Annotated in this window: 16 protein-coding genes; 3 read left to right on the plus strand and 13 right to left on the minus strand. The window is 72.8% G+C overall.

Annotated features, from left to right (window positions below):
* Window positions 1–10: 10 nt before the first annotated feature.
* The 5 genes from P3T37_RS32785 to P3T37_RS32805 all read right to left on the minus strand — a co-directional run bounded on the left by P3T37_RS32785 (window position 11) and on the right by P3T37_RS32805 (window position 3873).
* Window positions 11–919 (minus strand): Gfo/Idh/MocA family oxidoreductase, encoded by a 909-nt coding sequence (locus tag P3T37_RS32785; RefSeq protein ID WP_280727574.1) that lies wholly within the window; start codon window positions 917–919, stop codon window positions 11–13.
* Window positions 920–965: 46 nt separating this feature from the next.
* Window positions 966–1634 (minus strand): O-methyltransferase, encoded by a 669-nt coding sequence (locus P3T37_RS32790; RefSeq protein WP_280727575.1) that lies wholly within the window; start codon window positions 1632–1634, stop codon window positions 966–968.
* Window positions 1635–1695: 61 nt separating this feature from the next.
* Window positions 1696–2376 (minus strand): DedA family protein, encoded by a 681-nt coding sequence (locus P3T37_RS32795; RefSeq protein ID WP_280727576.1) that lies wholly within the window; start codon window positions 2374–2376, stop codon window positions 1696–1698.
* A gap of 93 nt (window positions 2377–2469) precedes the next feature.
* Entirely contained in the window at window positions 2470–2937 is a 468-nt protein-coding gene (locus P3T37_RS32800; RefSeq protein ID WP_280727577.1) for an adenosine-specific kinase, read from the minus strand.
* Between the two features lie 63 nt (window positions 2938–3000).
* A complete protein-coding gene (locus P3T37_RS32805; RefSeq protein ID WP_280727578.1) occupies window positions 3001–3873 on the minus strand; it encodes a hypothetical protein in 873 nt (290 codons plus the stop codon).
* A 362-nt stretch (window positions 3874–4235) separates the two neighbouring features.
* Between P3T37_RS32805 and P3T37_RS32810 the strand changes: the two genes are divergently transcribed.
* Together P3T37_RS32810 and P3T37_RS32815 are read left to right on the plus strand one after the other, a co-directional pair.
* Entirely contained in the window at window positions 4236–6140 is a 1905-nt protein-coding gene (locus tag P3T37_RS32810; protein WP_280727579.1) for a tetratricopeptide repeat protein, read from the plus strand.
* Between the two features lie 136 nt (window positions 6141–6276).
* Window positions 6277–7308: a zinc-dependent alcohol dehydrogenase family protein gene (locus tag P3T37_RS32815; RefSeq protein WP_280727580.1), complete on the plus strand. Its 1032-nt coding sequence runs from the start codon at window positions 6277–6279 to the stop codon at window positions 7306–7308.
* A 59-nt stretch (window positions 7309–7367) separates the two neighbouring features.
* Here the strand turns inward: P3T37_RS32815 and P3T37_RS32820 are convergent, their stop codons facing one another.
* A complete protein-coding gene (locus tag P3T37_RS32820; RefSeq protein WP_280727581.1) occupies window positions 7368–7775 on the minus strand; it encodes an SHOCT domain-containing protein in 408 nt (135 codons plus the stop codon).
* 175 nt (window positions 7776–7950) lie between these two features.
* Between P3T37_RS32820 and P3T37_RS32825 the strand changes: the two genes are divergently transcribed.
* Complete coding sequence (locus P3T37_RS32825; protein WP_280727582.1) at window positions 7951–9762, plus strand: LuxR family transcriptional regulator; 1812 nt, start codon at window positions 7951–7953, stop codon at window positions 9760–9762.
* A 69-nt stretch (window positions 9763–9831) separates the two neighbouring features.
* Here the strand turns inward: P3T37_RS32825 and P3T37_RS32830 are convergent, their stop codons facing one another.
* The 7 genes from P3T37_RS32830 to P3T37_RS32860 form a co-directional block, all read right to left on the minus strand.
* Window positions 9832–10086: a LapA family protein gene (locus tag P3T37_RS32830; protein ID WP_280727583.1), complete on the minus strand. Its 255-nt coding sequence runs from the start codon at window positions 10084–10086 to the stop codon at window positions 9832–9834.
* Window positions 10087–10251: 165 nt separating this feature from the next.
* A complete protein-coding gene (locus P3T37_RS32835) occupies window positions 10252–11112 on the minus strand; it encodes a fused MFS/spermidine synthase (RefSeq protein WP_280727584.1) in 861 nt (286 codons plus the stop codon).
* A complete protein-coding gene (locus tag P3T37_RS32840; protein WP_280727585.1) occupies window positions 11106–12074 on the minus strand; it encodes an alpha/beta hydrolase in 969 nt (322 codons plus the stop codon). Before P3T37_RS32840 ends, P3T37_RS32835 begins: the two co-directional genes overlap by 7 nt.
* Window positions 12075–12138: 64 nt before the next feature.
* Window positions 12139–12795 carry an AI-2E family transporter gene (locus P3T37_RS32845; RefSeq protein ID WP_280727586.1) on the minus strand — a complete coding sequence of 219 codons (657 nt, stop codon included), beginning with the start codon at window positions 12793–12795 and terminating at the stop codon, window positions 12139–12141.
* A 61-nt stretch (window positions 12796–12856) separates the two neighbouring features.
* Complete coding sequence (locus P3T37_RS32850) at window positions 12857–13996, minus strand: winged helix DNA-binding domain-containing protein (protein ID WP_280727587.1); 1140 nt, start codon at window positions 13994–13996, stop codon at window positions 12857–12859.
* The gene (locus tag P3T37_RS32855) at window positions 13996–14706 is read right to left on the minus strand and encodes a glycerophosphodiester phosphodiesterase (RefSeq protein ID WP_280727588.1); all 711 of its coding nucleotides are present in this window, start codon (window positions 14704–14706) and stop codon (window positions 13996–13998) included. The genes P3T37_RS32850 and P3T37_RS32855 overlap by 1 nt, the downstream gene beginning before the upstream one ends.
* 41 nt (window positions 14707–14747) lie before the next feature.
* Complete coding sequence (locus tag P3T37_RS32860; RefSeq protein ID WP_280727589.1) at window positions 14748–15164, minus strand: helix-turn-helix transcriptional regulator; 417 nt, start codon at window positions 15162–15164, stop codon at window positions 14748–14750.
* Window positions 15165–15200 lie beyond the last annotated feature (36 nt).

The following is a 15200-nucleotide window of genomic DNA, read 5'->3' on the forward strand; positions in this document are numbered from 1 at the left end:
GCTCCATCGATTAATCGGTGACTCGGCCTGCCGCGAGCCGGACGGTGCGGCCGGTGCTCAGCGCCTCCTCGGCGGCGGCCAGGACGCGCACCACCCGCAGGCCGAAGGCCGCGTCGCACGGGTGCGGCTGCTCCGCGCGCAGCGCGTCGACGGCGCGCGCGAAGGCGGCCCGGGGACCGGCGGTCGAGTCCGGCATCCGGCTCACCCCGGCCTCCCCGCGCAGCTCGATGCCCATGCCCGCGGCCTTCACCGGCGCGGTCAGGCTGAGGCGCGCCGTGCTGGAGGCACCGCCGCCGTGCCGCAGCACCAGGTGCACGGTGTCGCCCGGACCGCCGGCCGCCGTGATCGACTCGACCTCGCCGAGGACGGGCAGCAGCACCGACAGCACGTGCGGGCCGACATCCCAGAGCGCGCCCTTCTCCCGGCGCCAGGGCGAGGCCGCGTACGGGCTGGCGGTGCCCTCGGCGAAGACCGAGCCCAGCCAGTCGGCGTGGCCGGTGAACCAGCCGCCCGCGGCGGCCTGCTGCTCCGTCCAGGCTGACTGGCCCACGTCGAAGCGCAGCGTGAAGAAGACCTCGGTACGCACCCGCGCCCGCTCGGCCGCCGCCACCACGGCGGCGGCCTGCTCGACGTCCGTCGCCAGCGGCTTGTCCAGCAGCAGGTGGCAACCCGCCTGCGCGGCGCGCACCGCGAGCCCGGCCTGCACCGCGGGCGGCACGGCCAGTGAGAGCGCGTCGACGGCGGCGAACAGGGCGTCCACGTCCTGGTACGCCGGCACCCCGTGCGCGGCAGCCAGCTCGGCGGCCGCCTCCGGCCGCCGGCCCCACACCCCGGCGAACTCCACCCCGGGGTGCTCGGCCAGCACGGGCGCGTGCACCCGCTGGGCCCAGGGGCCGGTGCCCAGAAGTCCGATCCGCATGTGCCGCGCCCTCTCCCTCGTTCCGCTTTCCGCGTGTTCCGCCAGGTCAGCCGATGACGCGGACCAGCGTGAACCCGTCGTACCCCTTGAGCCCGACGGTCTGCACCGCGGTGGCCGTGACCCGCGGCTCGGCCGCGATCAGCTCGTGCATCGCGCGAACCCCCAGCACGGACGGGTCCGTGCTCTGCGCGTCGGCCACCGCGCCGCCGCGCACCACGTTGTCGATGACGATCAGCGAGCCGGGGCGGGTGAGCTTGAGCGCCCAGCGGAAGTAGTCGGGGTTGCTGGGCTTGTCGGCGTCGATGAAGACCAGGTCGAAGGGCTCGGCGCCATCGTCCACCAGCTCCGCCAGGCTGTCCACGGCCCGGCCGGTACGCACCTCGGCGACCTTCTCCAGGCCGGCCTCGTGCAGGTTGGCGCGGGCGACCGCCGAGTGCTTCGGGTCGATCTCCAGCGAGATCAGCCGCCCGTCGGCAGGCAGCGCCCGGCCCAGCCAGATACCGCTGTAGCCGCCGAGCGCGCCGACCTCCAGGATCCGGCGGGCACCCATGGTGACGGCCAGCAGGTGCAGCAGCTTGCCCTGGTTGGGGGCGACCGCGATCTCCGGCAGGCCCGCCGCCCGGCTGGTGGCGAGCGCGGCCGTGAGGACGGCGTCCTCCCCTACCAGGACGCCGTTCAGGTACTCGTCCACTGCGGTCCACTGCTGCTGGGTCATCGAAACCTCCGCTGTGCTGCTGGCCACTGCCTCTGCGGAGATCCTACGGCGTGACGCTGCGTCACTCGCCGACGGGCAGCGCCTGCTCAGCCACCCTGCCGTCAGCCGCGTCCACCACGTCCGCCGCCTCGTGCTCGGCGCGCATCCGCGCCGCCCGGCGTTTGAGCACCACGGCCGAGGCCGCGCCCGCCAGCGCGGCGAGCACCAGGGCGACCCACGAGAAGCTCTGCAGGTACTTCTCGACGACCTTGCCCGCGTAGTAGACGCCGACCGTCGTCCCGCCCGCCCAGATCACGCCGCCGAGCACGTTGGCGATCAGGAACTTCCAGTACGGCATCCGCAGCGCACCCGCCAGCGGCCCGGCGAAGATCCGCAGCAACGCGATGAACCGGCCGAAGAAGACCGCCCACATCCCCCACCGCTGGAACGCCCGCTCGGCGGTGGCCATATGGTCGGGCCCGAAGTGCGCCGGGAACTTCTTCCCGAGTTTCTCGAAGAGCGGCTTGCCGCCGCGGCGCCCGATGGCATAGCCGATCGAGTCGCCGATCACCGCTCCGGCCACGGCGCAGACCCCGACCAGCACCGGATTGACCGTCCCCTTGGCGGCCAGCAGGCCTGCCGAGACCAGGGCGATCTCGCCGGGCAGCGGAATGCCGATGCTCTCGACCCCGATGATCAGGCCGACCAGCAGGTACACCGCCAACGGCGGGACGCTGTTGATCCAGGCGTCGATGTGGAACAAGGCGGGCTACCTCCGGGGGCACACAGTGCGGGAACTAAACAGCCTAACGCGCTGCCACCCCGCCAACGCTTTGCCAGCCCTTTAAGTTCCGTCTCAGAGTTTGTACCCGAGGTCGCGCAGCAGCTGCCGCCGGTCGGCGGCATCGGACTCCGTCTCGATGCCGACCGGCGATGCGCCGTCGATCACACCGGCCACCCCGCGTCCCCGCTCGGTGACCGCGACCAGGACGTCCACCGGGTTGGCCGTCGCGCAGTACACCGTGCAGACCTCGGGCACCGCCTTGACCTGGTTGAGCACGTTGACGGGGTAGCCCTCGCGCAGCAGGATCACGAAGCAGTGCCCGGCGCCGATCGCGCTCGCGTTGGCGACCGCGAGCCGCACCAGGGCGTCGTCGTTGCCCGAGTGGCGCACCAGGCAGGCGCCGGAGGCCTCGCAGAAGGCGAGCCCGAAGCGCAGGTGCGGGCTCACCCCGACCAGCGCCTCGTGCAGATCCTCCACGGTCTTGATGAAGTGCGACTGCCCGATGATCACATTGACGTCATCCGGCTTCCCGACACTCACCGTCTCGAACAGAATTCCGGCGGCGGCCACCACGACACCTCCCACTCGTCCCGCACTCGTCGGTCAACCCAGGCCACCGAGGACCATGTCCTGGATGTAGCCGTTCATGTGGATGGTCGAGTCGGCGAAGCCGAACGTACCGCTATCGGAGTCCGCGGAGGCGGACAACCCCACCTGGCAGAAGTAGGAGTGGCCCGCGTTCGCCTTGAAGAAGGTCTCCGCAACGGTCCAGGCGCCGGACTCGGACCCGCTGGAGGAGTCGAACCAGCCGACGCCGTTGCTCCAGGCGGGCTGCACCTCGGCCTGCACCATCGGCAGCGCGCCGTCGTAGACGGTGAGGACGGTCGAGAAGTCGTTGTGCGCGACGTAGCCGTTCGCGTGGTCCGACCAGTCCATGTCGTAGTGGATGGTCACCGCGAACCGCTGGAAGGGGTTGTCGTTCGGGGTGAAGAACCACGAGCCGATCGTGACGCCGCAGCTCTTCGACTCGCCGAACGCCTGGACGTTCAAACCGAAGGTGCCGTGCCCCGGGTCGACCGACCCGCCCGCTCCCTCCGCGATTCCGCCGTCGAAGGGAGGCGTCTTGATCGCGAAGTTGGTGCCGGCGTCGAAGGTCGAGTCCAGAGTCCTGTCGACGCGCGGGCGGCGCGCGGCAGCGGCCTTGCGCGCCGCCCGCTTCTTCTGGTCCTCCCGCAGCGGCAGCATCGCCTCGCGCACCCCCGCAGCGCCCAGCAGCTGGTCCAGGACCGGCCGCCGAAGCTCCGCCGCGCGGACGAACTCCGCCCGCCGGCGCTCGGCGCGATCCTGCAGCGCGCGGATCAGCGCCGCGCCCGCCGCCCGGGTGGCCTCAGGCGAGGGCTGTTCGAAACCGAGTGCCCTCTCCAGCGCCCTGACCTGCTCGGCCCCGTGAGCGCGGATGTTCATCGTGGTCGTCATCGCAACTGGCACCTCGCATCGCAGCGGACAGCGCCGGTACCCAGGGGCCGTTGCCATCATCGGCGCTGTCCCTCAACCGTCTCAAACAGCAAGGCAGTTCGCATCTCCGCAGACTGCCCTACCGAACGAGGCATACGACGGAGCCGCCGAACTCGAACGCGGCCTCGACACCCTCCTCACCGGTCTGACCGCCACACTCACCCCGCGAGCCTCAGGACGGTGACGGCGAACCAAGGCGCAGCCGCGCTGAGCTCGGGCTAAACACCGGCGGGGACTGAAATCGGTCCCCGCCGGCGCTGCCCGCCGCCCGCACAGGCCCGAACAGGACTCTCCCGTTTCACTGTTGAACATCTGTCAGCTCGTTGACACGCCAGGGTGAGCCACAGGATGATCTAGCACCTCCCGCCCTGCGGATCGCCCACGGACTGGCCGAGTTCCTCACCGAGTACCTCCAGGAGCTGAACGCCGGCCCGCGCACCCTGCTGATCGAGGATCTGCACCAGGCCGACCCGACCGACCGCGAGCTGGTGGCCGTACTGCTGCGCCGGATGGACCCCGCCCTGCTCACGCTGGTGGTCAGCACCGGAGCGGAGTTCAGCGCCGATCCCGAGGGGCCGGTCGCCGCGCCACTGCCGCCGGCACTGGAGAGGTACTGCCGGGCCGTCGACCACGACTGCGCCCCCGGCCCGCTCGGTGACGACCCCGCGGGCGAGTTCGTCGACGGCGACGGGACGGCCGACGACCCGCGGCTGCTCGCCGCCTACCAGGCGCTGGCGCCGGAGCGGCGGACCGCCCTGCACGACGCCCGCCGCACCGAGCTGGAGCAGCTGGGCGAACCCTCCCTGGCGCTGGGAGCGATCGCCTGGCACGCCCAGCACGGCAGCGCCCCGGCCGGCCGGGGCGCCGACGCCCTGGTGCACGCGCTCAACATCTGCATGGACCTGGGCTTCTACCACGCGGTGGTGGACTACGCGCAGCGCGGGCTCACCCTGGTCGACCACGAGAGCCACTTCGAGCACTGGTGGGCCCTCACCACCAAGATGACCACCTCGTACGCCGCGCTCGGCCTGCCCGAACTCGCGCTGCCGCTCTACAACGGCGCCCGGGCCGCCACCACCTCGGCCTCGGTGCACCTGCAGGCCGCCTACGCCACCGCCATGCTCTACACCCGCCACCTGGACCCCGACCAGCGCGACCACCAGGCTGCCCGCGGCTGGATCAACCAGGCGATCGCCTTCGCCGGACTGGTCGGCGACACCAAGCAGCGCGCGATGCAGACCGCCTTCAACCGCAACGGGCTCGCCCTCATCGAGGTGCACCAGAAGCGCCCGCAGGAGGCCCTGCTGCTGCTGGACGACGCGCTCGCCCGGCTCGACGAGGCGCTCGACCCCACCGAGCACGCCCTGCACCGCTCGGTGCTGCGCTACAACCGCGCGCAGGTGCACGCCTCGCTGGGCCGGCACGCCGACGCGCTCGAAGGCTACACCGCCGTGATCGAACTCGACCCGCACTACGCCGAGTACTGGTTCGACCGCGGCATGATCCTGCGCCGGCTGGGGCGCGCGGAGGAGGCGCTGGCCGACTACGAGCAGGCGATCCGGCTCTCCCCGCCGTTCCCCGAGGCCTACTACAACCGGGCCGACGTGAAGGCCGAACTCGGCGACGTGGCAGGCGCGGTGGCCGACTTCGGCTATGTCCTGGAGCTCGACCCCGAGTTCACCGACGCCTACCTCAACCGGGCCGTGCTGCTGAGCGAGCTGGACGACCTGGACGGCGCCCGGCGCGATGTCGAGGCGGGCCTGGCACTGGCCGCCGACAACACCGAACTACTCTGCCTCAAAGCCCAGTTGCACAGCTCGGCGGGCGAGCCGGAGGCGGCCGCGGAGGCGCTCACGGCGGCCCTGCTGGCGGACGAGGACTGCGCCGAGGCCTGGGCACTGCGCGGGGTGCTCGCCTACGAGAACGGCGATCTGGAGCTCGCCGTCGCCGACCTGGAGCGGGCGCTGAGCCTGAGCCAGGGGCCGGGGATCGCCTTCAACCTGGCTGTGGCGCAGACCGACGCGGGCGGCTTCGCGCGGGCCCTGGAGCTGCTGGACGGGCTGCTCGCCGAGGACGGCGGCGAGGACCCGGACACCCGGCTGCAGCGGGCCCGCTGCCTGCTCGGGCTCGGCCGCCGGGCCGAGGCCGAGGCCGAGTTGCAGGCCTGCCGACAGGCCGACCCGGAACTCGCCGAGCAGGTCGATGAGTTGCTCGCGGTGCGCGGCTGACACCGCTCGACTGCGTGCCGAACCGGTACAACCTCGACCGCACGGACGGTCGACTCCTGGAGCGCTCCAGGAGCAGGATGGAATGGGCCGGGTGCTCCTGTCGTCGCCCCGGCCCATGCCTCCGGAAGGGGCGGACATGGCGATACCCCGGCACGAGACGCTCAGCACGACCGCTTGGGTGGTCGAGCGGCCCGGTCCGCTCGACTCGTTCCCGCTACGTCGCGTGGAGCGGCCGATCACGGAACCACGAGCGCGGGAGATCCTGATCGAGGTAGCAGCCTGCGGCGTCTGCCGCACCGACCTCCACCTGGCCGAGGGCGACCTGGTGCCGCACAGACCGCGCTGCACCCCAGGCCACGAGATCGTGGGCCGAGTGCTGCAAGCCGGCTCCGCCGTCACGGAGTTCACCCCCGGCGACAGGGTCGGAGCAGCCTGGCTGGCCGGCACCTGCGGTACCTGCCGCTACTGCCGTGCAGACCACGAGAACCTCTGCCCGTATTCCCGCTACACCGGGTGGGACCTCGACGGCGGCTATGCCGGACACACGACGGTGGACGCCCGGTTCGCCTACCCGCTGCCCGAAGGCCCGGCCGACGAGGAGCTCGCCCCGCTGCTGTGTGCGGGCATCATCGGCTACCGCGCGCTGGAGCGCACCGACCTGCCGCCCGGCGGCCGACTGGGCATCTACGGCTTCGGGGCCTCCGCGCACCTGACCGCCCAACTCGCGCTCTCCCGCGGAGCCGTCGTGCACGTCCTCACCCGGTCCGAGGAGGCACAGCGCCTCGCCCTGGAACTCGGCGCCGCGTCGGCCCGGGGCGCGTACGACAGCCCACCAGAACCCCTGGACGCAGCGATCCTCTTCGCCCCCGTCGGCGACCTGGTCCCCGTCGCGCTGGCCGCCCTGGACCGGGGCGGCACGCTCGCCGTGGCCGGAATCCACCTCACCGACATCCCCGGCCTGAACTACGACCGGCACCTGTTCCAGGAACGCACCCTGCGCAGCGTCACCGCCAACACCCGCGCGGACGGCCGCGCCTACCTGGCCGAGGCCGCCCGGAACCGCCCCACCGTCCACGTGCAGCGCTACGCCATGAGCCGGGCCGACACCGCACTGGCGGACCTCGCAGCCGACCGGGTCACCGGCGTCGCCGTCCTGATCGCCGAGTGACAGGGTGCGGTGGAGGTGCCGTTCAACCGCCGGCCGCCTACCGGGCAGCGATGAAGCAGTTACCCCAGGACCCTGGCCTTGGCCTTCGCGTACTCCTCCTCCGTGATGTCGCCGCTCTTCCTGAGCTCGGCCAGTCTGGCCAGCTCGTCGGTGCTTCCGGAGGTGCCCGCGGCGGCGCGGACATAGGTCTGGAACTCCTCCTCGGCGCGCTTGGCCCGCTGTACGTCGCGCTCGTGCATGCTCCCACCCCGGGCGATCAGGTACACCAGGACACCGAGGAACGGCAGGATGACCACGAACAGAGTCCAGAGCGCCTTGCCCCAGCCGCTCAGCTCGTGGTCACGGAAGATGTCGCCGATGACCCGGAACAGCAGCATGAACCACATGAGCCACAGGAAGATGATCGCAATGGTCCAGAACAGGTTCAGCAGCGGATAGTCCGAAGCCAGGCTCACCGCGTTGTTCATGGTCTACTCCCTCGGTCGCGGCCGCACGGCAGTACTGGCTCCACGGTGCGGCGGATCCCCTCGGGATCGCCTCACCCGGTCCGGGTGACCGCAAGTGGTGATCACCGGTGCACGGGGGTTGAGTGGAAGTGTCGGCTGGTCGAAGGTCTCACCCCTCGTGAACCCCGGTGACCCCATGCAGCGCCACGCAGTCTCCAACTCCCATGCCCCACCCAATCGCTGGACCCTCACACCGTCCGGCGACCCGATGCTCGCCGCCAGGTTCACCGTCCCGGGGCCGCCGAGGCGCGTCGTCCGGCGCCCCGAGCTGCTGAACCGTCTGACGACCGGAGTACGGCGGCCGCTCACCCTGCTCAACGGCCCGACCGGTGCCGGCAAGACGGTGCTCGCCGCCCAGTGGATCACCGCGGGCCTGGCGCCGCACCCGACCGTGTGGTTGACAGTTGAACCAGGTGACGCCCCCGGCGTGTTCTGGGCCTACGTACTGGAGGCGTTCGACCGGCACCGGGTGAAGCTGCCGGGCGATCTGGACCGACCCACCAGCGCGGAGGGCGTGAGCCAGTCCTTCCTGGTACGTCTCGCCGAGGGGCTGGCCGAGTCGGCGGAGCCCGTGATCCTGGTACTCGACCAGTTCGACTCGGCATCCGGGCACGAGATCACCGAGGGTCTGCGGTTCGTACTCCGTCACGCCGCTGACGGCCTGCGGCTCGTGCTGACCAGCACGACGGACACCCTGCTGCCGCTGCATCGCTACCGGGCCGCCGACGAGATCACCGAGATCCGCAACGCGGACCTGAAGTTCAGCACCATGGAGGCCGCCGCGCTGCTGCGTGAGCACGAGCTGGAGATCTCCCGGACGGGGATCCGGCGGCTGGTCGAGCGCACGGACGGGTGGGCCGCCGGCCTGCGCCTGTGCGCGCTGACCATGCAGCGAAGTGCCGATCCCGAGGCGTTTGCCCGTGAGTTCGCCGCTGACCGCACCGCTATCGCCGACTACCTGGTCCGCGAGGTGCTCGACGGGCAGGCTCCGCCGGTCCAGGACCTGCTGTTACGTACGTGCGTCACCGACCGTATCCACCCTGAACTCGCCGACGTCTTGACCGGCCGCGACGACGCCGAGTGGAACCTGGCCACCCTCGCCCGCGCCAACGCCTTCGTGGAACGGGTCGACGGAACGGCCTGGTACCGCCTGCATCCCCTGTTCGCCGAGGTCCTGCACACGCATCTGCGCCACCGCTGCCCCGGCCTCGAACCCGGGCTGCACCAGCGGGCGGCGCACTGGCTCGCCGACGCCGGACAGCTCACCGAAGCCCTCATCCAGGCCGCCGCCGGCGGCGACTGGCAGTTCGCCACGGACCAGCTGGCCGACAACCTGGCACTCGGTCGGCTCCTCAACGGTCCGGACAGGGAACGGCTGTCGCACGCCTTCGCCGCCATGCCGCCGGATCTGACGGGTGCGGCTCCGGCACTGGTGAGGGCAGCCTGCCGGTTGGCCGAGCATGATCTCGACGGCTGTACGGCCGCGTTGCGGCGTGCCGACGCGCATCTGTCGGATGCCGCCAACCCGGCCCGTCGGCTCGGCCGCGCGCTCCTGGGCCTGCTGGCAGGGCGCCAGGCCGGAGATCTCGCCGCCGTCGAGCAGGCGGCCGCCGAGGCCGACCGCCTGCTGGGTGAGCTCCCGAAGCCCCTGCTCGGCAAGCGCCCAGAGATCCGTGCGCTGCTGCCGGCCGGCCTCGGGGCGGCGCACCTCGGTGCCGGGCGGGCGGGGGCCGGCGATCCATCGCCCCCGCTGGTCGAGGCGCTGAGCGTGCGTGAGCTCGAGGTGCTGCGCCAGGCAGCCCGGATGCTCTCCACCGAGGAGATCGCGGTCGAGCTCTACGTCTCCGCCAACACGGTCAAGACCCACCTGAAGAGCATCCACCGCAAGCTCTCCGTCACCCGGCGCAGCGAGGCCGTCCATCGGGCCGAGGACCTCGGCATGCTGTGACCGCGTCCGCCCGGCCGTCTTCCAGGTCCGGACTGCGCACCGCGGCCCGACGGACGGTCGACCGTGTTCTCACTGCCTCGCGCGGCGGCGGCCGAGGAAGAAGCCGATGACCAGGCCGGTGAGCAGCGTCACGGTGAGGACCGCCCACAGGGGCAGCGCGACGCTGGTAACCCACAGCTTGACGGAGACCGATCCGGTGTTGGCCGCGATGAACCAGACAGCGAGCACTGCGAGGACGGCAATCCCGATCGTGCGTAGCCGCACGTCGCGGCCCTTGACCGTAATGGTCGGCGGGCGGCGCGGCGGAGAGGTTTTCTGCGCCATGCTCTCCAGTATGGCCCCACCGGCTACGGCCGCTAGGGCCGCTCGGCGAACCCCAGGGCGGTGACCGAGGGGCGCCGGGTCGACAGCGGCGCAACGGTCAGGGCCGGCGGCAGCAGGGCGCCGGCGTCCTCGCTCGCACTCTGCTCGGTCAACGACTGGTCCTCTCTAGGCAATGCTGAACGCCCCGGCCGGCGGGGGCGGGGAGGGGCGGGCGGAGGCGTCCGTCACGGGCTGGACGCCGCGCACCAGTCGGCGCAGCTCGTCCCCCTCGACCAGCCGGGCCGGGAACGGGTCGGCGGCGAGCCGGCGGCTGAGCGCCTCGACCGGCAGCGGACGGTCGGAGCCGACCAGCAGCACGTTGCCGAACCGGCGCCCGCGCAGCACCGACGGCTCGGCGACCAGGCAGGTCTGCGGGAAGACCGCCCGCAGGGTGGCGGCCTGCGCCTTGGCGAACTCCAGCGGTGCGCCGTCCGCCAGGTTCGCCGCGTAGCAGCCGCCGGGGCGCAGCGCGGCAGCGGCCAGCGTGACGAACTCCACCGAGGTGAGGTGCGCGGGGGTGCGCGAGCCCTGGAAGACGTCGGCGACCAGCAGGTCGACCGAGCCCGGCGCCACGCCGCCCAGGGCCTCGCGGGCGTCCCCGACCGTCACGGCGAGGTCGGGCCCGGTCCACGGCAGCACCTCCTGGACCAGCTCCATCAGCGGGCCGTCCAGCTCCACCACCCGCTGCCGCGAGCCGGGGCGGGTGGCGGCGAGGTAGCGGGGCAGGGTGAGCGCGCCGCCGCCCAGGTGCAGCGCGTCCAGGGCCAGGCCCTCGGGCGCCAGCACGTCGGCCAGGTGGCCGATCCGGCGGGTGTACTCGAACTCCAGCCGGGTCGGGTCGGCGAGGTCGACGTAGGACTGCGGGGTGCCGTCCAGCGTCAGCAGCCAGCCGCCGTCGCAGTCCAGATCGGGCATCAGCTTCGCCGTCCCGAGCGCCACCTCGCGCAGCACCGGGACCGGCTCGCCCGCGTCGGTGTCTCTCAGCATTCCCGCAGCATATGACCTGGGAAGTACGCACCCATCCAGCGGTCCAGCTCCTGGAAGACCTGGGTGCGGGCCTGCTCGCCGGAGAGCACCAGGTCGTGCATGCCGCCCTCGATCCGCACGGTGGTGACGTGGCGTCCCAGGCGGGGTGCGAGCGCCGCGATGTCGTCGGCGCGCAGGACCGCGTCGCGCTGGAGCATCGCCGGGTCCCACTTGTTCGTGACGACCGAGGCGGTGGAAGCCATCAGCAGGACGGGGACGTCGACGTGCAGCCCGCGCCGCACCGCGCGGTGGCCGCGCTGGATGGCCGCCAGCCAGCCGGCGTAGAGCGGGAAGCCCTCGGCGGGCTTGAGCGCGAGGTCGAACTCCCACTCACCGCGGTGGGCGCGGTGCAGGCTGTGCACGTAGTGCGGGTTCAGCGGGGCGGGCAGCTTGCGGGTGGCCGCCAGGCGGCCGAGTGCGCCGACCGCGGGCGCGCCCAGGGTGCGCATGGCGGGGCTGGTGGGCATGGAGAGGAACGGGCTGTTCAGGAAGAGCCCGTCCACCAGGCCGCGCCCGGCGCGGCGGGAGGCCCACAGGGCGGCCACCAGTCCGCCGGTGGAGTGGCCGTTGACCAGCAGCCGGGTGTGACCGTCCTGCTCGCGGATGATCCGGACCGCCTCCTCGACCTCCTCGTCGTAGGCGGACAGGTCACGGACGAAGTTGGGCGACTGGTGGGGCCGCAGCGAGCGCCCGTACTTGCGCAGGTCCAGGGCGTAGAAGGAGAAGCCGGCGGCGACGAAGTGCTCCGCCAGGTTGGTCTGGAAGAAGTAGTCGGTGTAGCCGTGGAGGTACAGCACGGCCTTCTCGGACCCGGGGACGAGCCGCCTGACCAGGGTCGCGCTGACCGCGCCCTCCTCGTCCGCGGCCAGCGGCAGCTCGGCCGCCTCGTACGGGGCACCCAGGATGTCTTCGCGGAACTCCATGATCGCTGCCGCACCCAATCTCTGATCCGACCTTCGTGGAGCACAGACGATACCGGCCGGTAGCTCACCGAGTGCGCTGGCGCGGACGGCCGCGCAGGACCGCGACGATGCCCATGGCCGCCGCGCAGAGCGGGACGGCCAGCAGGGCGCCGATGATGCCGGCGATCCCGGCGCCGGCGACCACGGCGAACATGATGGTCGCGGGGTGCAGCTCGACCGTCCGGCTCTGGATCAGCGGCTGCAGGACGTTGCCCTCGACCATCAGGCCCGAGAGCACGCCGCCTGCCAGCGAACCGAGCAGCGAGCCGCCGGCCGGTCCGCCGGCGCCGGCGGCCTGCGAGAGGCCCGCCTGCAACCGGTCGCCGGCCGGACCGAGCCAGTCGGCGAGCTGATCGCCCGCCTGCTTCAGCGACTCGGCGATCTGCGGGGCGCTGTGCACCAGCGAGTTGGTGAGCAGCCCCAGCACCCCGCAGACCACCGCCACCAGCACGGCGCAGGTCAGCGCGGCAGCCGTCCCGCGCCCCAGGCCCCGCGCGACCAGCCAGGGCATCACCGGTTGCAGCAGCGCCGTCCCGAGCAGCGCGACGGTCATCGGGATGGTGGCGGCGCGCAGTTCCACGAAGGCGAAGACGACCATCGCGCCCACGCCGATGAAGAGGATCACGGCCGCCGACCAGGCGGCGGCCGTCCGCACGGCGGGCGGCAGCAGCTGCTCGGACATTCGACCATCTCAGCACACCATCTGACGGAGTGTCCGCTATGCGCGGGCTCGGCGCGTCCCGCTAGGAGCCGCCGCGCACGCTGTCGACGCTTTCGACCTCGACCTCGCCGCTCTCGCCCGGCGGCAGGGCGAAGTCGAGCAGCCGCTCGCCTTCCGCCACCGCCTCGGCGCGCGCCGCACGGGTCAGCGGGCCGAAGGGGCGCAGGTGCAGGCGGGTCGCGCCGCGTGCGGCGGACAGCTGCCAGGAGCCGGCCACCAGGCCGTCGAGGAGCAGCGTGCCGAGCACGATGCCGTTCTGCGTCATCACCCGCGGCCGGTGCTCCTCGGGCAGCACCCGGGTGCGGTCGGCGTGCGAGAGCAGCAGGTTGTCGAAGGGGGCGACCAACCGTACGGGGGCGGGGGTCGCGGCGGGCGGGCGCGGGGCGTCGGGGAGGTCGTACAGGGTGCGGCCCTGCTCGTCGCGGAACTCCACCAGCTGCGGGCGCAGCCGGGTCAGCACCGCGGCGAGCCGGGTCAGCCCGGACCACTTCTGCACGTCCGCGACGGTGGCGGGCCCGAAGGCGGCGAGGTAGCGCAGCACCAGCTGCTCCAGGCCGCCCGCACCGTCCGCCGGCGCCGCGCAGGGGCGGCCGAGCCAGTGTTCGGCGGTGGTGTGCGCGGCGGGTCCGCCGGCCCGCCACAGGCCGCGCGGCGGGACCTGGACGAGCGCGAGGCGGGCGCGGATCGCCTGGGCCAGCGCGGCCGGGTCCCGGTCCGGGTACGCGGCGCCGAGCAGTTCGCCCAGCTGCTGGAAGGTCCGCGGCTGCGCCTCGACCAGCCGGCGGCCCTGCTCGGCCAGCGCGTCCAGATCGAGCCCGGTCAGCCGCTTGCCGTAGGCGCCGCGCAGGGCCTGGTCAAGGACGGGTTGCAGCAGCGGGCGGAGCGTCAGCGCGTCCTCGGCGGTGACCAGGTGGATGGTGCCGCGCTGGAGGCCGATCCGGACCACCGCACGCTGCTCGATCAGCGCGCTCAGCTGCTCGGGGCGGATCTCGCGCAGCCGCGACCAGAGGCCGAAGTACGGCGGGTCGACCGCCTGGGCCTGCAACCCGACCAGCTGCCCGACCATCGCCTCGGGTGTCGCCTCGGCCCGCTCCAGCAGGTGCTGACGGGCCAGCAGCGCGCGGTTCAGCGCGAGCGGGCCGAGGGTCCGGGGCTCGGGCATCAGCGAGAGCCCGCGTCGATCACCGAACGCAGCGTGCCGATCCGGTTGGAGGTCAGCGAGGCGACCCCGGCCAGCAGCATCCGCCGCATGGTGCGCCGCCGGTCCACCGTCCAGGCGCTGACCGCCAGGCCCTCGCCCCGGGCGCGGTCCACCAGCGCGCGGTCGACCAGGCCGAAGGGCGGGTTGAGGTAGCGCGGGCGCAGATCGTCCAGCAGCGGGCGGGCGGGCAGCGCCGGCTGCTTCCAGGTGAGCGCGAGCTCCGCGTCCGGGGCCAGCGCCCGCACCGCGAGCATCGCGGTGGCCGGACCGCAGAACATCACCCGCTGCTCGGCGCCGAGGTCGGCGACGGCCTGCCAGGCCGCCGCCGCGGGACCGGGGTCGTCCAGATCGATCATGAGCCGGGCGGACGGGGACCCGCTCACCAGCTTGAGCGCCTCGGCGAGCGAGGGGACGCGCTCGCCGCCGGCGAACCGCCGCTCGTCGAGCTGTGCGGCCGTCAGCGCGCCGACCGGCCGGTCCAGTTCCCAGAGCCGCTTGAGCGTCCGGTCGTGCAGCAGGACGGGGACGCCGTCGCGGGTGAGCTGGACGTCCACCTCCACCGCGTCGGCCCCGGCGGCCAGCGCGGCGGCGATGGCGGGGAGGGTGTTCTCGCGGTGGCGGTACGGGTCGCCGCGGTGGGCGACGGCCAGCGGACGCGGGGCGGATGGCACAGCTCTTCCTCCGGTCGGTCTGCGCAGTGAGGTGCGGTGGGTCAGCCGCGTTCGATCATCACATTGGTCGACTTGATGACTGCCGTCGCCCTGGCCCCCGGCACCAGGCCGAGTTCCTCGGCCGACTCCCGGCTGATCAGCGACACCACCCGGAACGGTCCCGCCTGCACCTCCACCTGCGCGGCGACGTCACCCAGCACCACGTGCGTGACGATGCCGGGGAACCGGTTGCGCGCCGAGGAGGGGCGGCCCTCCGCCTCCGCCGCGCCCGGCTTGGCGAGTTCGCGCGCGAAGGCGGCCAACCGCTCGCCGGGGATGATCCGGTGGCCGTGGTCGTCCCGCTCGGCCTCGACCCGGCCGGCGTCGACCCAGCGGCGCATGGTGTCGGTGCTGACGCCGAGCATGGCCGCGGCCTCACCGATGCGGTAGTGGTTGACCGATCGGTCGGGCTGCCCCATGGTGCTCCCCTGAGTTCTGGTGCTGATGGGCCCATC

Source organism: Kitasatospora sp. MAA4 (genome assembly GCF_029893355.1).
In the GTDB taxonomy this organism is placed as follows: Bacteria; Actinomycetota; Actinomycetes; order Streptomycetales; family Streptomycetaceae; genus Kitasatospora.

Coding starts and splice junctions, on each gene's coding strand:
- P3T37_RS32805 (WP_280727578.1), bottom strand. CDS start 3,873: ATGACGACCACGATGAACATCCGCGCTCACGGGGCCGAGCAGGTCAGG.
- P3T37_RS32820 (WP_280727581.1), bottom strand. CDS start 7,775: ATGAACAACGCGGTGAGCCTGGCTTCGGACTATCCGCTGCTGAACCTG.
- P3T37_RS32850 (WP_280727587.1), bottom strand. CDS start 13,996: ATGCCCGAGCCCCGGACCCTCGGCCCGCTCGCGCTGAACCGCGCGCTG.
- P3T37_RS32845 (WP_280727586.1), bottom strand. CDS start 12,795: ATGTCCGAGCAGCTGCTGCCGCCCGCCGTGCGGACGGCCGCCGCCTGG.
- P3T37_RS32785 (WP_280727574.1), bottom strand. CDS start 919: ATGCGGATCGGACTTCTGGGCACCGGCCCCTGGGCCCAGCGGGTGCAC.
- P3T37_RS32835 (WP_280727584.1), bottom strand. CDS start 11,112: ATGCTGAGAGACACCGACGCGGGCGAGCCGGTCCCGGTGCTGCGCGAG.
- P3T37_RS32830 (WP_280727583.1), bottom strand. CDS start 10,086: ATGGCGCAGAAAACCTCTCCGCCGCGCCGCCCGCCGACCATTACGGTC.
- P3T37_RS32860 (WP_280727589.1), bottom strand. CDS start 15,164: ATGGGGCAGCCCGACCGATCGGTCAACCACTACCGCATCGGTGAGGCC.
- P3T37_RS32815 (WP_280727580.1), top strand. CDS start 6,277: ATGGCGATACCCCGGCACGAGACGCTCAGCACGACCGCTTGGGTGGTC.
- P3T37_RS32840 (WP_280727585.1), bottom strand. CDS start 12,074: ATGGAGTTCCGCGAAGACATCCTGGGTGCCCCGTACGAGGCGGCCGAG.
- P3T37_RS32825 (WP_280727582.1), top strand. CDS start 7,951: ATGCAGCGCCACGCAGTCTCCAACTCCCATGCCCCACCCAATCGCTGG.
- P3T37_RS32790 (WP_280727575.1), bottom strand. CDS start 1,634: ATGACCCAGCAGCAGTGGACCGCAGTGGACGAGTACCTGAACGGCGTC.